The 15,683-nt window shown below is 60.1% G+C and carries 14 protein-coding genes and 1 tRNA gene; all 15 read right to left on the bottom strand.

The window, feature by feature from the left end; genetic code table 11:
* Positions 1 to 118: hypothetical protein (locus JSV08_02120; GenBank protein ID UCF81818.1), on the bottom strand; the 118-nt coding region annotated here is incomplete at its 3' end.
* A 27-nt stretch (positions 119 to 145) separates the two neighbouring features.
* Entirely contained in the window at positions 146 to 2,227 is a 2,082-nt protein-coding gene (fusA, locus tag JSV08_02115; GenBank protein ID UCF81234.1) for an elongation factor G, read from the bottom strand.
* A gap of 11 nt (positions 2,228 to 2,238) precedes the next feature.
* On the bottom strand, positions 2,239 to 2,706 hold the full coding sequence (rpsG, locus tag JSV08_02110; GenBank protein UCF81233.1) for a 30S ribosomal protein S7: 468 nt from the start codon (positions 2,704 to 2,706) through the stop codon (positions 2,239 to 2,241).
* 111 nt (positions 2,707 to 2,817) lie between these two features.
* A complete protein-coding gene (locus JSV08_02105) occupies positions 2,818 to 3,189 on the bottom strand; it encodes a 30S ribosomal protein S12 (GenBank protein UCF81232.1) in 372 nt (123 codons plus the stop codon).
* Positions 3,190 to 3,424: 235 nt separating this feature from the next.
* Complete coding sequence (rpoC, locus tag JSV08_02100; GenBank protein ID UCF81231.1) at positions 3,425 to 7,630, bottom strand: DNA-directed RNA polymerase subunit beta'; 4,206 nt, start codon at positions 7,628 to 7,630, stop codon at positions 3,425 to 3,427.
* Positions 7,631 to 7,641: 11 nt separating this feature from the next.
* Positions 7,642 to 11,823 carry a DNA-directed RNA polymerase subunit beta gene (rpoB, locus tag JSV08_02095; protein ID UCF81817.1) on the bottom strand — a complete coding sequence of 1,394 codons (4,182 nt, stop codon included), beginning with the start codon at positions 11,821 to 11,823 and terminating at the stop codon, positions 7,642 to 7,644.
* Positions 11,824 to 12,059: 236 nt separating this feature from the next.
* Positions 12,060 to 12,458 (bottom strand): 50S ribosomal protein L7/L12, encoded by a 399-nt coding sequence (rplL, locus tag JSV08_02090; protein UCF81230.1) that lies wholly within the window; start codon positions 12,456 to 12,458, stop codon positions 12,060 to 12,062.
* A gap of 31 nt (positions 12,459 to 12,489) precedes the next feature.
* Positions 12,490 to 13,002, bottom strand: a complete 513-nt coding sequence (rplJ, locus tag JSV08_02085) for a 50S ribosomal protein L10 (protein ID UCF81229.1) — start codon at positions 13,000 to 13,002, stop codon at positions 12,490 to 12,492.
* Positions 13,003 to 13,018: 16 nt separating this feature from the next.
* Entirely contained in the window at positions 13,019 to 13,711 is a 693-nt protein-coding gene (rplA, locus tag JSV08_02080) for a 50S ribosomal protein L1 (protein UCF81228.1), read from the bottom strand.
* A 60-nt stretch (positions 13,712 to 13,771) separates the two neighbouring features.
* Positions 13,772 to 14,197, bottom strand: coding sequence for a 50S ribosomal protein L11 (rplK, locus tag JSV08_02075; GenBank protein ID UCF81227.1), 426 nt, complete (start codon positions 14,195 to 14,197; stop codon positions 13,772 to 13,774).
* An 18-nt stretch (positions 14,198 to 14,215) separates the two neighbouring features.
* Positions 14,216 to 14,803: a transcription termination/antitermination protein NusG gene (gene nusG, locus JSV08_02070; GenBank protein UCF81226.1), complete on the bottom strand. Its 588-nt coding sequence runs from the start codon at positions 14,801 to 14,803 to the stop codon at positions 14,216 to 14,218.
* 28 nt (positions 14,804 to 14,831) lie between these two features.
* Positions 14,832 to 15,026, bottom strand: coding sequence for a preprotein translocase subunit SecE (gene secE / locus JSV08_02065; protein ID UCF81225.1), 195 nt, complete (start codon positions 15,024 to 15,026; stop codon positions 14,832 to 14,834).
* A 59-nt stretch (positions 15,027 to 15,085) separates the two neighbouring features.
* A tRNA-Trp gene (locus tag JSV08_02060) sits at positions 15,086 to 15,161 on the bottom strand.
* Between the two features lie 168 nt (positions 15,162 to 15,329).
* Entirely contained in the window at positions 15,330 to 15,482 is a 153-nt protein-coding gene (gene rpmG, locus JSV08_02055) for a 50S ribosomal protein L33 (protein ID UCF81224.1), read from the bottom strand.
* Positions 15,483 to 15,508: 26 nt separating this feature from the next.
* A partial coding sequence (gene tuf, locus JSV08_02050; protein UCF81816.1) for an elongation factor Tu occupies positions 15,509 to 15,683 on the bottom strand: 175 nt, incomplete at its 5' end.

Raw genomic sequence — 15,683 nt, 5'->3', positions numbered from 1 at the left:
TCTTCTCCTTTAGCACCATCGTTATCGCCGACGTAAGCGTCGTCTTCCCGTGGTCCACGTGCCCGATCGTACCAATGTTGATGTGCGGCTTCGTCCGCTCAAACTTCGCCTTCGCCATAGGATTCCTTTAGCTCTTGTTTAACAGTTAATACATTCCCGCAGCCCCGACCGACACCCCCTGCGAGATGTTCTTCGGGGCCTCTTCGTAACGGTGAAATTCCATCGAATAATAGGCTCGCCCCTGCGAAAGCGACCGCACGTCCGTCGCATAGCCGAACATTTCCGCAAGCGGCGCATAGGCCATGACGACCTGCGAATCGCCGCGGTGCTCGACTTTCTCGATTCGTCCCCGGCGAGCGTTCAGGTCACCGATAATGTCTCCCATGTTCGCTTCCGGGCATACCACTTCCACGCGCATTACGGGCTCCAGAAGGATGGGAGACGCCTTGCGGGCCGCATCTTGGAACGCCATGGAGCCTGCCATCTTAAAAGCGGGCTCCGACGAATCGACCTCGTGGTGCGAGCCGTCCTTCAAGTATACTCGAATTCCGACCATTTCGTAACCGGCCAAAACACCACGCTTGACGGCTTCCTCGATCCCCCTTTGCACGGAAGCAATGTATTCCGTCGGGATGGCACCACCCTTGATTTCATTGACAAAATCAAAAGCCCCGCCGGACACCGGCTCGATTTCGACGACGCAATGGCCGTACTGGCCGCGGCCGCCCGTCTGCTTGATGTATTTCCCGACGCCCGAAGCGGACCTGGTAATGGTCTCCTTGTACGTGACCTGTGGACGCCCCACATGGGCCGTGACGCCGAACTCACGGGTCAAGCGGCCCACCAAAATCTCCAAATGAAGCTCCCCCATCCCCGAAATGAGCGTCTGCCCGCTGTCCTGGTCTCTCCCGATGAGGAACGTGGGATCCTCGTGCGCCAGCTTATGAAGGGAACGGGAAAGCTTTTCCCGGTCGGCCTGGGTCTTGGGCTCGATGGCCACCGAAAGGACGGGCTCGGGGAAGTCAATGGACTCGAGCATGATGGGATGCTTCGGATCGCAGAGCGTATCGCCGGTAAAAACGGTCCGAACGCCCACGGCCGCCGCAATATCCCCAGCGTAGACTTCTTTGATGTCCTCGCGGTGGTTTGCGTGCATCTTGAGAAGGCGGCCGATGCGCTCGGTCCGCTTGCGCGCCGCACTGTACACCGAGGCGCCCGCCTGAAGACAGCCCGAATAGGCACGGATGTAGGTAAGCTGCCCCACAAAGGGATCGCTCGTTATCTTGAAGGCCAAGCCGCAAAACGGCTCCTCGTCGGACGGGCTCCGCGTCGCCTTGGCCTCCGAGTTCGGGGCCATGCCTTCCACGGGGAGAATGTCTAGCGGGGAAGGAAGGTACTCGATCACGGCGTCGATCAAAAGCTGCACGCCCTTGTTCTTGAACGCCGCGCCGCACAAAACGGGCGTCGCGCGAAGCGCAAGCGTCGCCCGGCGCAGTGCCGCGCGGATCTCGTCGGCCGGAAGCTCTTTGCCCGCCACGTACCTCGCCATCAGCGCCTCGTCGCATTCGCACAGCCTTTCTATCAAAGATTCGCGCCGCCGGCGCGCCTCCTCGCTGAGATCGTCGGGCACGTCGAGCACCTCGTATTCCGCGCCGAGCGTGTCGTCCTTGTAGCGATACGCCCGAAGATCCACCAGGTCGATGGCCCCTTGGAAGTTTTCCTCGGTCCCCAGAGGCATCTGAATCGGAACCGGAGTGGCCCCCAGGCGCTCGCGCATCATTCGAAGGCAGCGGTCAAAGTCGGCGCCGCGACGGTCCATCTTGTTAACGAAGGCAATACGCGGCACGCGGTACTTGTCGGCCTGCCGCCATACCGTTTCCGACTGGGGCTCCACGCCTCCCACGCTGCAAAAGACCACGATGCAGCCGTCGAGAACCCGGAGCGACCGCTCCACCTCGGCCGTAAAGTCCACATGGCCGGGCGTGTCAATAATGTTGATGCGGTAATCGCGCCAAAAACACGTGGTCGCGGCGGCGGTGAGTGTAATGCCCCGCTCCTGCTCCTGCTCCATCCAATCCATGGTGGCCGTGCCCTCGTGCACTTCACCCATCTTGTAATTGATTCCCGTGTAGTAGAGAATCCGCTCCGTGGTCGTCGTCTTCCCGGCATCGATGTGTGCGGCGATGCCGATGTTGCGGATTCGCTCGAGAGGGGTCTGGCGCGGCATGGCGAAAAATCCTACCACCGATAGTGGGCAAAGGCGCGGTTGGCCTCCGCCATGCGATGGACGTCCTCGCGTTTCTTGACGGCGTTGCCGCGGCTCGAAGCCGCGTCGAGAATCTCCGCCGCCAGCTGTTCGTGCATTCCCCTTTCGCTGCGCCCGCGGGCATACTGCACGAGCCAACGGAGGCTCAAGGACGTGCCTCGCCGGTCGTCCACTTCGATGGGCACTTGGTAGGTGGCCCCGCCCACGCGGCGCGACTTGACCTCCACATCGGGCCGTATCTTTTCCATGGCCTGCTGAAACGTTTTAAACGGATCCTGCTTGGTGCGCTCATGAATCAGGGCAAATGCACCATAGACAATGGCCTCGGCCGTGCTTCTTTTGCCGCTGCGCATCACGGTGTTAATAAGCTTTGCCACCAGCTCGCTTCCATGGCGAACATCTGGCGTTGTTTTACGAATCTCGGCACGTCGCTTTCGCATAATTCCTAGGTATAAATTCCTCAGTCCAGGGGCTTACAAAAACTCACCGGAGGACGGGCACGTAACACATCTTCACTTCACCGGAGGGAATCCGCTTTTCATCTTCCTTGCCTATTGCGGACGCTTGGCCCCGTACCTAGACCGGCTCTGCCTTCGGGTGTCCACCCCCTTGGCATCCAAAGCGCCACGCACGATGTGATATCGCACACCCGGTAGGTCCTTCACGCGCCCTCCCTCCACAAGCACAATGGAGTGCTCCTGGAGGTTGTGCCCCTCGCCGGGAATGTAGCTCGTCACTTCCTGGCTGTTCGTCAGGCGGATACGCGCGACCTTGCGGAGCGCCGAGTTTGGTTTCTTAGGCGTGGTCGTATAGACACGGATGCACACTCCCCTGCGCTGGGGATTCGCCTGCAAGGCAGGGCTTTTGCCCTTCCTTGCAACAGGCTTACGACCCATTCTCACAAGCTGGTTAACGGTCGGCATAACTAACACCTATCATGGCTAAACATTATTGCCTATTAACTTTGAGCGTCGACAAAAGCCTCAAATGAATGCGCAATCAATACCCCTCGCTTCCCCTTGGCTTGCGTGCGCTCCAAGTGGCAGGCTGAAGCCGTCGCACCGCGCTTCAGCAGCATCTCAGTATATTACACATGCCATGCCTGTATCAAGTCCCAACGGCGAAGCGGCCCGGAAAGAAAAGGATTCGGCACAGCCTCTAATCCTCCAGCGATTCTTCCACGTCCACGCTCACGGCTTCCTCTTCGGCCGCCCCGACTTCCGCCGCTCCCAGTTCGTCCTCGATTTTCCCACCGTCCACGCTAAGATGCCGGTAGTACTCGATGCCCGTTCCCGCAGGGATCAGGCGGCCCATAATGACGTTTTCCTTAAGCCCCTTAAGAGAGTCCACCTTGCCCGCCACGGCGGCTTCCGTCAACACCCGAGTCGTCTCCTGGAACGAGGCGGCCGAAATGAAGCTCTCCGTATTGAGCCCCGCTTTCGTGATGCCCAAAAGGAGGGGCTTGGCCTTGGGCGGCCTCTTCTTCTCTTTGAGCACGCGCTGACGCTCGTTCTCAAGGTGGAACCGGTCCACGCGATCCCCCACCAGAAATTCGGAATCGCCCGGCTCCTCGAGTTCCACCCAGCGCAGCATCTGGCGCGCGATGCACTCGATGTGCTTGTCGTTGATCTCGACGCCCTGCAGCCGGTAGACCTCCTGGATCTCGTTGACGATGTATTCCTGCAGGGCGCGCACGCCAAGGACGGCCAGAATATCGTGCGGGTTCTTGGGGCCGTCCGTCAGCGCGTCCCCGGCCTGGACCCGCTCCCCGTCCTGCACGAGAAGGTGCATGCTGCGCGGCACGTTGTAGAGGCGCTTTTCCGCCTGCTCGTTCTCCACCACAATGCGGCGAACGTTGCGCACCACTTCGCCGTACCGTACCGTGCCGTTGATTTCGCTAATCAGGGCCGCATCCTTCGGCTCCCGCGCTTCGAACAACTCCTCCACCCTCGGCAGTCCGCCGGTAATGTCCTTGGTGCGGGCCACCTCGCGGGGAATCTTCGCAAGCACCTCGCCCGTCGAGACTTTCTGTTTCTCCTTGACCCTGATGTAGGCCTTGGCCGGCATGAGGTGGCTTTTTATCTCGTTGCCTTTATTGTCCACGATCACAATTTGAGGCTCACGGCCAGGCCGCGGAGACTCCATGACCACCAGTCGGGCGTGGCCGGTGCGCTCGTCCACTTCCTCCTCAACCGTCACCCCCTCGATCAAATCCCGGAACCGTATCTCTCCGTCGCATTCCGTAAGGATAAGCTGCGAGAACGGGTCCCATTCGGCCAGCCGAGCGTCGCGGGCCACTTCCTGCCCCTCACGCGCAAGAAGGCGCGCACCGTAGACCAGGGGATAGCTCTCCAGCTCCAGGCCTTTCCGATCCTCCACAACAATCCCCCCGCTGCGGCTCATCACGACCAAGTGGCCCGCCTTGTCTTTAAGGGTGCGCAGGTTCCGGAACTTGACGAAGCCGCTGTTTTTCGCCGAAAGCTTGGTCTCACGCTGCACCTGACTCGCCGTTCCGCCGATATGAAACGTCCGCATGGTAAGCTGCGTGCCGGGCTCGCCGATGGACTGCGCGGCCACGATCCCCACCGCCTCCCCCAGCTCCACCAATTCCCCCGTGGCCAGGTTGCGCCCGTAGCACAGCCGGCACACCCCCTTGAGGGACTCGCACGTAAGCACGGAGCGTATCTCCACCCTTTCGATGTTGCATTCCTGAATCCGGTTGGCGATGTCCTCGTCAATAAGCTGCCCCCCCTTGCAGAGCACCTCGCCCGTGATGACGTCCACCGCATCGCGCAGCGCCACGCGCCCCAGAATCCGCTCTCGCAAGGGCGCGATAATTTCGCCCCCTTCCACGAGCGCGCTGACGTGGATCCCCTGCAGCGTTCCGCAATCTTCCTCCGCGATCACGAGGTCCTGCGCCACGTCGACGAGCCGGCGCGTGAGGTAGCCCGAGTTGGCGGTTTTAAGGGCGGTATCGGCCAGTCCCTTGCGCGCTCCATGGGTGGAAATGAAGTATTCAAGCACGTTCAATCCCTCGCGGAAATTCGACGTAATGGGGGTCTCGATAATTTCCCCGGAGGGCTTGGCCATGAGGCCGCGCATCGCGGCAAGCTGGCGCACCTGCTGAGGGTTGCCGCGCGCCCCCGAGTCGGTCATGAGAACAAAGGGGTTGATTTCGCGTGTGACAGGATTGAGACGCCGCATGCCGTCGTACATCTCGCGGCTCACGCGCTCGGTCACATTCGACCAAATGTCGATGATTCGATTGTAGCGCTCACCCCACGTGATGAGGCCGTCGCGGTAAAGCTCCTCGATGTGGTGCACCTCTTCGTAGGCTTTCTGGATATGGACTTCCTTCGTCTCCGGCACGAGATGATCGTCGATGCCGATAGAGGTCCCACTCTTCGTCGCATAGCTGAAACCAAGGGCCTTGAGGGAATCAAGCATCGCCACCGTGACCTCGGCCCCGTACCGCAGATAACAGAAGTTGGCCAGCTGGGCCAGTCCCTTTTTGCGAAGCGTCCCGTTAATGTAGGGGACCCCCTCCGGCAGGCAGCTGTTGAGGATCACCTGCCCCACGGTCGTGCTTATGGCTTGGCGCTCCAGCACCTGGACGTCCACGTGTAGAATGTCCTGGTCGTCCGCGACGGTTGTCAAATCCATGAGCTCCCCGGTGTACTGCATGCGAATCTTCGTGTGCGTTTCCACCTGCTCCCCTTCGTAGGCGAGAAGCACGTCGTCCACCGAAGCAAACAAGCACCCCTCCCCCCGGCAACCCGGTTTTACATAGGTCAAGTAGTAAATCCCGAGGACCATGTCCTGGCTCGGCACCGCGAGGGATCTCCCGGTGGCCGGCGAGAGGATGTTCCGTGAAGAAAGCATCAAAACCTTCGCTTCGGCCTGCGATTCGACGGAAAGCGGCACGTGCACGGCCATCTGGTCCCCGTCAAAATCCGCGTTGAACGCCGCGCATACGAGCGGATGAATGTGGATGGCTTTGCCCTCGACCAGCACCGGCTCAAACGCTTGAATGCCCAGGCGATGAAGCGTCGGGGCTCGATTGAGCAAAACCGGATGTCCCTGAGTCACCTCGTCGAGCATGTCCCACACCACGGAAGTGCGCCGCTCCACGATTTCCTTGGCCTGCTTAATGGTAATCGCGTCCCCGCGGTCCATGAGCCGGTTGTAGATGAAAGGCTTAAAGAGCTCCAGCGCCATCACCTTGGGCAGTCCGCATTGATGAATATTGAGCTCGGGTCCCACGACGACGACGGAGCGTCCCGAATAATCAACCCGCTTGCCCAACAGGTTTTGGCGAAAGCGGCCCTGCTTACCTTTCACGGCATCGCTCAGCGAGCGAAGCGGACGGTTGCTCGTTCCCTTATAGGCGCGACCCCGGCGCCCGTTGTCAAAAAGCGCGTCCACCGCTTCCTGCAGCATGCGCTTTTCGTTTCGCACGATCACCTCGGGGGCGCTCAATTGAATTAGACGCTTCAGACGATTATTGCGCGTGATGACCTTTCGGTAGAGGTCGTTCAGGTCCGACGAAGCAAAGCGCCCCCCGTCAAGCGGCACCAAGGGGCGCATGTCCGGCGGAAGAACCGGCAGGACATCGAACACCATCCATTCGGGCTTATTGCCCGATTGCCGGAAAGCTTCGACGACACGAAGCCGGCGGGCAGCCTTTCGGACCTTAAGTTTCGAGCCCGTAGAGCGCATCTCCTGCTGGAGCTCCTCGGCGAGCTCATCGACGTTGAGGCGGCCGAGCAGTTGCTTGATGGCCTCGGCGCCAATCGCCGCCACAAAGGCGTTGCCCCATTCCTCGCGCGCGTCCCGATACTCCTCTTCGCTCAGGAGCTGCTTAAACTTCAGGTCTGTATCGGCGGGGTCGACCACCACATATTTTTCAAAGTAGATAATTTCCTCCAGGGCGCGTCCCGTCAGGTCAAGCAAGACGCCGATGCGGCTTGGAATGCTTTTGACAAACCACACGTGGGACACCGGCGTGGCAAGCTCGATGTGCCCCATGCGCTCCCGCCGCACGCGCGACCGCGTCACTTCCACCCCGCACTTATCGCACTTGATGCCGCGGTGCTTCATCCGCTTGTACTTTCCGCACAAGCACTCCCAGTCGTTGACCGGCCCGAAAATCTTGGCGCAGAAAAGGCCGTCTTTCTCCGGCTTGAGCGTACGGTAATTGATGGTTTCGGACTTCGTGACTTCGCCGCGAGACCAAACACGAATCTTCTCCGGCGAAGCAAGACCGATACGGAGACCCGTGTAGTCATTGGCCGAAAGCGGCCCTTCTCTCTCCGCCGCCGACCGGAAAAGGTCAAAAAACGTCCGTTGCGTTTCCAAGGGCATAGCCTCCTTTTTTAGTCAATATCCACCGTCTTGCTGGCCTTGCGCTGCTTTTCACGTGCCACCAATTCCACGTCCAGCCCGAGGCTTCTCAGCTCGCGCATCATTACGTTAAAAGACTCGGGCAACTCCGGCGGCGGTGGCACGTCTCCCTTCACAATCGCCTCATAGATCTTTGTGCGGCCGTAAATGTCATCCGCTTTCGCCGTAAGGAATTCCTGGAGCGTATGCGCGGCTCCATAGGCCTCCAAAGCCCACACCTCCATCTCGCCCAGGCGCTGCCCCCCGAACTGCGCCTTTCCGCCCAGCGGCTGCTGCGTCACCAGGGAATACGGCCCGATGGAACGCGCATGAATCTTATCGTCGACAAGGTGGACCAGCTTCATCAGATACATGCTGCCCACCCCCACCTTTTGCTCAAAAGGTTCTCCCGTGCAGCCGTCGTAAAGCGTGACCTTGCCGGACCGGGGAAGCCCCGCCTTTTGCAGAAGCTCCTTGATCTCCCCTTCCCGGGCGCCGTCGAACACGGGCGTTACGACCCGGTAGCCAAGCGTTTGAGCAACCCAGCCCAGGTGCGTTTCTAAAATTTGTCCCACATTCATGCGCGAGGGCACACCCAAGGGATTGAGCACAACATCTATGGGGGTGCCGTCTTCAAGGTGCGGCATATCCTCCACGGGGAGAATCCTGGCGATAACCCCCTTGTTCCCGTGGCGTCCGGCCATCTTGTCCCCCACCGAAAGTTTGCGCTTCAGCGCGATGTAAACCTTTACCACCTTGATGACCCCCGCGGGAAGGTCTTCCCCCCCCTTGAGGTCGTCAATCTTGTCCCGGTAGTGCTTTTCGATAATTTTCTTCTTCTCGGCCACCTGCTTTTCGAGCTTCTGGATGGCGTCCCGAATTCGGCGCACGCGGGGAGACGTAACAAGAGGCATCTTCTTGAGCGCAGTGATGGGAAGCTGCAAAAGATCCTGGGGCTTCAAGGTCCGCCCTCTGGCTAAAACACTCTTGCCGTGCTTGACGGTAGAGGACAATCGCTGGCCCCCCAACAGGCCCACGAGGCGGCTCCGGAATTCCTCGTCAATGATACGGTACTCCTCCGCCTTGCTCTGCTCGAGCCGCATCACCTGGTCCTCTTCAATCTCCTGCGTGCGCCGGTCTTTCTTGGCTCCCCGCCGGGTGAACACCCTAACATCCATCACCACGCCCTCGATGCCGGGCGGTATCCGAAGCGACGTGTCCTTGACGTCGCCCGCCTTCTCGCCGAAAATGGCGCGCAGGAGCTTCTCTTCGGGAGTCAGCTGGCTTTCCCCTTTGGGCGTTACCTTACCCACGATGATATCGCCCGGCTTCACCCAGGCGCCGATGCGGATAATCCCGCTCGCGTCAAGCTGACCAAGCAGCTTTTCGCTGATGTTGGGAATGTCGCGCGTAACCTCCTCCGCGCCGAGCTTCGTATCGCGCGCCTCGGTTTCAAACTCCTCGATGTGGATGGACGTGTACACATCGTCCTTCACGAGACGCTCGCTGATGACGATGGCGTCCTCGAAATTGTAGCCGCGCCACGGCAAGAAAGCGACCAGAACGTTTCGCCCCAGCGACAGCAGGCCCTGGCTGGTGGCGGGGCCGTCGGCCAGCACTTGCTCCTTTTTGACGCGCTGGCCTTTGGCCACCGTCGGCCGCTGATTGACGCAAGTGTTCTGGTTGGAGCGGCGGAATTTTTCAAGCACATAGATGTCCGCGTCAAAACCGGTTTCCTCGCCTTGCACCCCCTCCCCGGTGTCCACCCGCACGACAATATGTCCGCTGTCCACCTTGTCCACCACACCCGAACGCCGACACAAAGCCACCGCCCCCGAGTCGTGCGCCGCGACCTCCTCCATGCCCGTCTGAACGATGGGCGGCTCCGGGCGAACAAGGGGGACGCTCTGGCGCTGCATGTTGGAGCCCATCAGAGCCCGGTTGGCATCGTCATGCTCCAGGAACGGGATCAAGGACGCCGCCACGCTGACGACCTGTTTTGGAGAGACGTCCATGAAGTCGACCTGCTCGCGCTTGACCTCCATGACGTTCCCCCCGCGGCGCACGGTCACGTGATCCATGGCGATGCGCCCTTGGGCATCAATCGGCGTGTTGGCCTGCGCGATGTAGTATTTCTCCTCCTCAAGCGCCGACAGGTAAAACGGATGATATTCGTACTCGATCGGCTTGCTCCTGCGTCCCTTGCTGAGCCGCGCAAGCTCCCTCTGCACAACCTCCTGGCGAACGACGTCGCCCGCCTTGACCTTTCGAGAGGATCCCGAATTCGTAATTTTCACAAAGTCGATCACTTTCCCCTTCTCGACCTTGCGGTACGGGCTTTCGATGAAGCCGAAATCGTTGATGCGCGCGTAGGTGCTCAAGGACGAAATCAGACCGATGTTCGGGCCCTCGGGCGTTTCGATGGGGCAGATGCGTCCGTAGTGGGTGGGATGCACGTCCCGCACCTCGAACCCCGCACGCTCTCGGCTAAGCCCGCCCGGCCCGAGCGCGCTCAGGCGGCGCTTGTGGGTGATCTCCGAAAGGGGATTCGTCTGATCCATGAACTGCGAAAGCTGGCTTCGGGCAAAGAAGTCACGGACCGCGGACATAACGGGCTTGGCGTTAATAAACTCGTGGGGCGTGGCCAATTTGATGTCCTTGTAGATGGCCATCCTCTCCTGCACGGCGCGCACCAACCGCACGAGGCCGATCCGAAACTGATTTTCCAGAAGCTCGCCGACCGAACGGACGCGGCGGTTGCCCAGGTGGTCAATGTCGTCCACTTCCCCGATGCCGTTTCGCAGCTTGAGCAGATATTCGACCACCCGGTAAAAGTCCTCGGCCTCCAAGGTGCGCTTGTCGAGCGGCTCCTCAAGGCCAAACTTGATGTTGCATTTGAGACGGCCGACGCGCGAAAGATCGTAGCTCTGGCGGCTGAAGAACATGCGCTCGAAAAGCGCCTTGGCGTTCTCCTCCGTCGCCAGGTCCCCCGGTCGCATCTTGCGATAAATCTCAAGCATGGCCTCCTTGCGGGAACGGCTCGGCGAAGGAATTTGCAGCGTCAGGTTCATGGCTTCTCCCGTTTCGTCCTCCTTCGGGAAGAACACCTCGACGGCTTTGATGCCGGCCTTTTCGAGCCGCTCCACAACCTTCGGGCTCAACGGCTGGTTGGCCTCCGCCAGAACCTCACCGGTCTTGGAATCGACGACGTCGCCCACGAAGAACACATCGCCAAACTCGTCCGCCGGAACGGGAATGCCCCGCACGCCAGCCGCTCGAAGCGCGCGGAATGCCTCGGGGGTCAACTCCTCGCCCTTCCGCAGGTAAACCTTGCCTCGCGGGCCGGTGATATTCGCTTTGGCGTGTTCCTTGATCATGCGGCGATCAAGCGGCCGGAACACTTCCCGCTTCGCCAGAGTCGCCGTGACCGGAACATGAAACCGGCGCAGGATGGCTTCGTTCGATTCAAGCCCCAGCGCCCGAAGAAGCACCGTCACAGGAAATCTCTTCTTTCGGTCAATGCGGACATGGAGGCGCCCCTTGGGATCGAATTCGAACTCGATCCAGGAACCGCGCGCGGGAATGATCTTCGCCATGTACAAGGTTCGGCGCTTTTTGCCCTCGCTAAAGAACACCCCCGGCGAGCGGTGAAGCTGACTCACGATGACGCGCTCGGTGCCGTTGATGATAAAAGTACCGCGCTGCGTCATCAGGGGAATTTCCCCGAAATACACGTCCTCCTCCTTGACGTTGTTGAGCTCGCGCGTGCCGTCGCTCTTGACATCGTAGCTCGCGAGCCGAAGGGTCACCCGAAGAGGCACATCGTAGGTCAGCGCGCGCTCCTTGCATTCCTGCTCGCTGTGGCGCAGATGCAGAGACACCATATCCCCGCATACCGTGCACACCTTGCCCACCTTATCGTTCCGCATCCCGCAGCCCAGGCAGGCAACCGTGCGGCCGTACCGAGGATCGCAGACAAGCGAAGCCCCGCAGGACACGCAGAGACTCCGCAAGTGCTCGAGCCCCGCAAGCGCCCCGCACTTGCAACGCCAGTCCCCGATGGAGTAATCCACAAATTCAATGGAATAAACGCCCTTGGCATCCTTAATGGGAAAGACGTTCTCGAAAACACCCTTAAGGCCGTTTTCGTCGCGCTCGTGCCCCAGACGATCCATCTGGAGAAACTCCAAATAGGAGCGCATCTGAATCTCAATGAGATTCGGCACCGGCGCCCAGGTCTTAATGCGCGAGAAATCCAAAAGGTTGTTGTCGGGCGAAAGGGTTTTCGTGGTCACAGAGTGAAAAGGCTCCTTTTCATGGTGAGAGAAAAACACCGGCCTTGGCCGCCCCCAAGGCGCGCCCCAGCCTCCAAGGCCCTGCCGAAACGCCCAGCCAGCTCGTGCGCATCTATCTACTTAAGCTCAACCGTGGCGCCTGCTTCTTCAAAGGCCTTCTTCATTTTTTCCGCATCCTCCTTGTTAGCTCCCTCCCTGACAACGCTCGGGGCTTTGTCCACCAGGTCCTTGGCCTCCTTGAGGCCGAGCTCGGTGAACTGGCGCACAACTTTAATGACGCTGACCTTGTTGCTGCCGATGGCGGTAAGGTGGACCGCGAACTCGGTCTTCTCCTCCGCCGGCGCGGCACCCGGGGCTCCGGGAGCCGCCGCCGCGGCACCGCCGACCGCAACCGCCGCCTGCGCCTTGACGTCAAAGCGCTCCTCGAACGCCTTGACAAAGTTGGCCAGCTCGAGAACCGTCCAGCCTTCGATTTCCTTGAGCAGTTCTTCCTGTTTTGTGTTCAGTTCAGGCATTGAATATCTCCTTGTTATCTTCTCAATGGAGTTATTTTTTTTCTTTAAAGGCTTGCAAAGCCGCGTTGAATTTCGCGAGCGGCGCCGTCAGCACGTTCGCCATGCCCCGGAGCGGATAAGCCAGCATATACGCCAGCTGCCCAAGGAGCGTCTCGCGGCTCGGAATCCGGGCGATGACTTCCAGGTCGGCGGCTTCCACGGGCTTTCCGTCCACCACGCCCGCCTTGAGCTTAAGCACGGAGTTGTCTTTTTCGAAATCCTTTAAAACCTTTGCGAGCGCCACGGGATCGTGCCGACCGATGGCCACCGCCGTGGGGCCCTCGAACCATTCCTTCATGGGGGCCAGCGGCGTGCCCTCCGCGGCGCGCACGGCCAGCGTGTTCTTCACCACGCGATAGGACGATTGCAACGCCCTCACCTTTCGCCGGAGATCCGTCGCCTGCGTCACCGTGAGGCCCCGAAAATCCACAAGGTAGGCGTTGCGCGCCTCGGCGAAGAGCTCGTGAAGCGCCGCGACTTCCTGCTGCTTTTCCTGGCGATTCATCCGGAACACTCCTTCGTCAAGAGCCCAAGTCTCCCATGTCAATGCGCACGCTGGGGCCCATCGTGGAGCTCAAGTAAAAGCTCTTCACATAGGTGCCTTTGATGGCTGCGGGGCGGTCGTGCAGAATCGCCTGAAAAAGCGCCTGCACGTTTGCCACTATGTCCTCGGCCGGGAACGATTTCTTTCCGGTCGAGACGTGGACGTTGCCCGCCTTGTCCACCCGGTAGGAGACCTTGCCCCGCTTGAGCTCCTGGACGGCTTCCTTGATGTTGAACGTGACCGTCCCGGTTTTGGGGCTGGGCATCAGCCCTCGGGGGCCCAAAAATTTCCCCAGCTTTCCGACCTCCCCCATCATGTCGGGGGTGGCCACCAGGGCGTCGAATTCCATCCAGCCGCCCTTTATCTTTTCCACCAGCTCTTTGCCGCCCACCACATCGGCCCCGGCCTCCTCGGCCTCTTTGATCTTCTCGCCGGCGGCCACGGCGGCCACGCGCATTTTCTTGCCCGTGCCCTTCGGGAGCACCACGCTCCCCCGCACCATCTGGTCCGCGTGCTTGGGGTCCACGTTCAAGCGAAACGCCGCCTCGACCGTCTCGTCAAACTTGACGGACGGAAACTCCTTCAGCAGGCGCACCGCTTCCGCGAGCGGATAGGCCGGCTTTTCCACTTTCTTCAAGGCTTCTCGATACCGTTTTCCGTGCTTGCTCATTATGCTTCAGCCCTGTTCACAAGATTCGCCGATTTCCCTTTTCCGCAAAACGCATCCCGGCTACGGCTCCACGGTGAGGCCCATGCTCCGCGCCGTGCCTTCGATGATGCGCATGGCGGCCTCCATGCTTTCGGCGTTGAGATCGGGAAGCTTGAGCTTCGCGATCTCTTCAACCTGTTTGCGCGTCACCTGCCCGACCTTCTCGCGGTTGGGCTCGCCCGAGCCTTTCGCAATCTGGGCTGCCTTCTTGAGAAGCACCGCGGCCGGCGGCGTTTTGGTGATGAAGGTGAACGAGCGGTCCGAATACACCGTGAGCACCGCAGGGATGATGGTGCCGGCGTCCTTCTGGGTCCGCGCGTTAAACTGCTTGCAAAACTCCATGATGTTGACGCCGTGCTGGCCCAGGGCCGGCCCCACCGGCGGCGCCGGCGTGGCCTTGCCGCCTTCGATTTGCAGTTTCACCTGCGCCAATATTTTCTTGGCCATCGAAATTCTCGCTTTCGGCTACACTCTCTCGGCCTGCAGGAAATCGACCTCGACGGGAGTCGCGCGGCCGAAAATTGTCACCATAATTTTAAGCGTCTTCTTTTCCCCGTTCACCGCTTCGACGGTGCCCGCAAAGTCCGCAAAGGGGCCGTCCACGATCCGAACCGCGTCGCCCTCGTCGAACGAGAAACGCGGACGGGGAGGCTCCTCACTGGCCACCTTGAGCTGCGTCTTGATGCGCTCCACCTCCTCGTCGGAAATAGGGGCGGGCTTCCCCTTCGCCCCGACAAACCCCGTGACCCGAGGAGTATTCCGCACGAGCGCCCAAACACGCGCATTGATGTGCTGCTTGAGCTCTTTAACCTCAGGAGACTCGTCCTCGTCCATGTCTTCATAATTGAGGTGCACGAGGATATAGCCCGGAAAGAACCTGCGCGACGTGGTCACGGTCTTGCCTTTCTTGCGCTCGACCACGTCTTCGACCGGAATAAGCACTTCCGCGACCCGGTCTTGCAGGTCTTCGATCTTGGCGCGCTCCTCGAGCATCTCTTTCACGCGCTGCTCGTAGCCGGTATAGGTATGTACAATGTACCAGGCAAGTGCCACAGTTGTAATCCTTATGTAACCTCGGTCACTAAATGCCGAAAATCTGCTTAATAATCCATCCGTACATGAGGTCGGCCAGATACAAAAATATCGAGAAAATAAACACAATCACCATAACGACGCCCGTCGTTCCCACGACCTCGGGGCGGGTGGGCCAGGTCACCTTTTTCAGCTCCAGCCGCACCTCGCGCAAAAATTCGACCCCGCGCTTTACCTGTTGCATTCCCTACCTCCCCCCGACCGCCCGCCAGCACACCCGCCGCGGCAGGGCAAGCGCGGCCCTGGCAGGCCAGGAGGGATTTGAACCCCCAACCCCCGGTTTTGGAGACCGGTGCTCTGCCGTTGGAGCTACTGGCCTACGGAAACCTTCGATCAGGCGCATTCTGATTGATTCCATGAAAAAATCAAAACCGGTACCGCCCCGCCAAAACGGGGCCGCTCCGACTCACCGGCAGACTCGCCGTACGGCCCGACCCGCAGGCCACCGGCAAGCCCTCGATATGTTCCGGTGAAACGGCTCAACTCGTTATACCTTGGTCTCTTTGTGCGGCGTATGCTTGCGGCAAAACTTGCAATATTTCTTTAATGTCAGCTTTTGCTCTACGTTCTTTCGATTCTTCTGAGTCGTATAGTTGCGCCGCTTGCACTGACCGCATTGAAGGTGTATAAGCACCCGCATAAAAAACGCTCCTCACCGGCGCCAAACTACTTGATCACCTTGGTAACGGCGCCTGCCCCCACCGTCCGGCCCCCCTCGCGTATCGCAAACCTCAACCCCTCCTCCATCGCCACCGGCGTCATCAACTCCCCTCCCAACTGCGCCATGTCCCCAGGCATCACCATCTCCACTCCCTCCTTCAGCTTCACCCCTCCCGTCACG

The organism is Acidobacteriota bacterium, from assembly GCA_020349885.1.
Lineage (GTDB): Bacteria > Acidobacteriota.
Note: the sequence above shows the minus strand (reverse complement) of the source record. Positions and strands in the feature narration are given on the sequence as shown.

Excerpts from the sequence above, each read along its gene's own strand:
- fusA (UCF81234.1), bottom strand. The coding sequence starts at position 2,227 with ATGCCGCGCCAGACCCCTCTCGAGCGAATCCGCAACATCGGCATCGCC.
- rpsG (UCF81233.1), bottom strand. The coding sequence starts at position 2,706 with ATGCGAAAGCGACGTGCCGAGATTCGTAAAACAACGCCAGATGTTCGC.
- JSV08_02105 (UCF81232.1), bottom strand. The coding sequence starts at position 3,189 with ATGCCGACCGTTAACCAGCTTGTGAGAATGGGTCGTAAGCCTGTTGCA.
- rpoC (UCF81231.1), bottom strand. The coding sequence starts at position 7,630 with ATGCCCTTGGAAACGCAACGGACGTTTTTTGACCTTTTCCGGTCGGCG.
- rpoB (UCF81817.1), bottom strand. The coding sequence starts at position 11,823 with ATGGATCGTCTGGGGCACGAGCGCGACGAAAACGGCCTTAAGGGTGTT.
- rplL (UCF81230.1), bottom strand. The coding sequence starts at position 12,458 with ATGCCTGAACTGAACACAAAACAGGAAGAACTGCTCAAGGAAATCGAA.
- rplJ (UCF81229.1), bottom strand. The coding sequence starts at position 13,002 with ATGAATCGCCAGGAAAAGCAGCAGGAAGTCGCGGCGCTTCACGAGCTC.
- rplA (UCF81228.1), bottom strand. The coding sequence starts at position 13,711 with ATGAGCAAGCACGGAAAACGGTATCGAGAAGCCTTGAAGAAAGTGGAA.
- rplK (UCF81227.1), bottom strand. The coding sequence starts at position 14,197 with ATGGCCAAGAAAATATTGGCGCAGGTGAAACTGCAAATCGAAGGCGGC.
- secE (UCF81225.1), bottom strand. The coding sequence starts at position 15,026 with ATGCAACAGGTAAAGCGCGGGGTCGAATTTTTGCGCGAGGTGCGGCTG.
- rpmG (UCF81224.1), bottom strand. The coding sequence starts at position 15,482 with ATGCGGGTGCTTATACACCTTCAATGCGGTCAGTGCAAGCGGCGCAAC.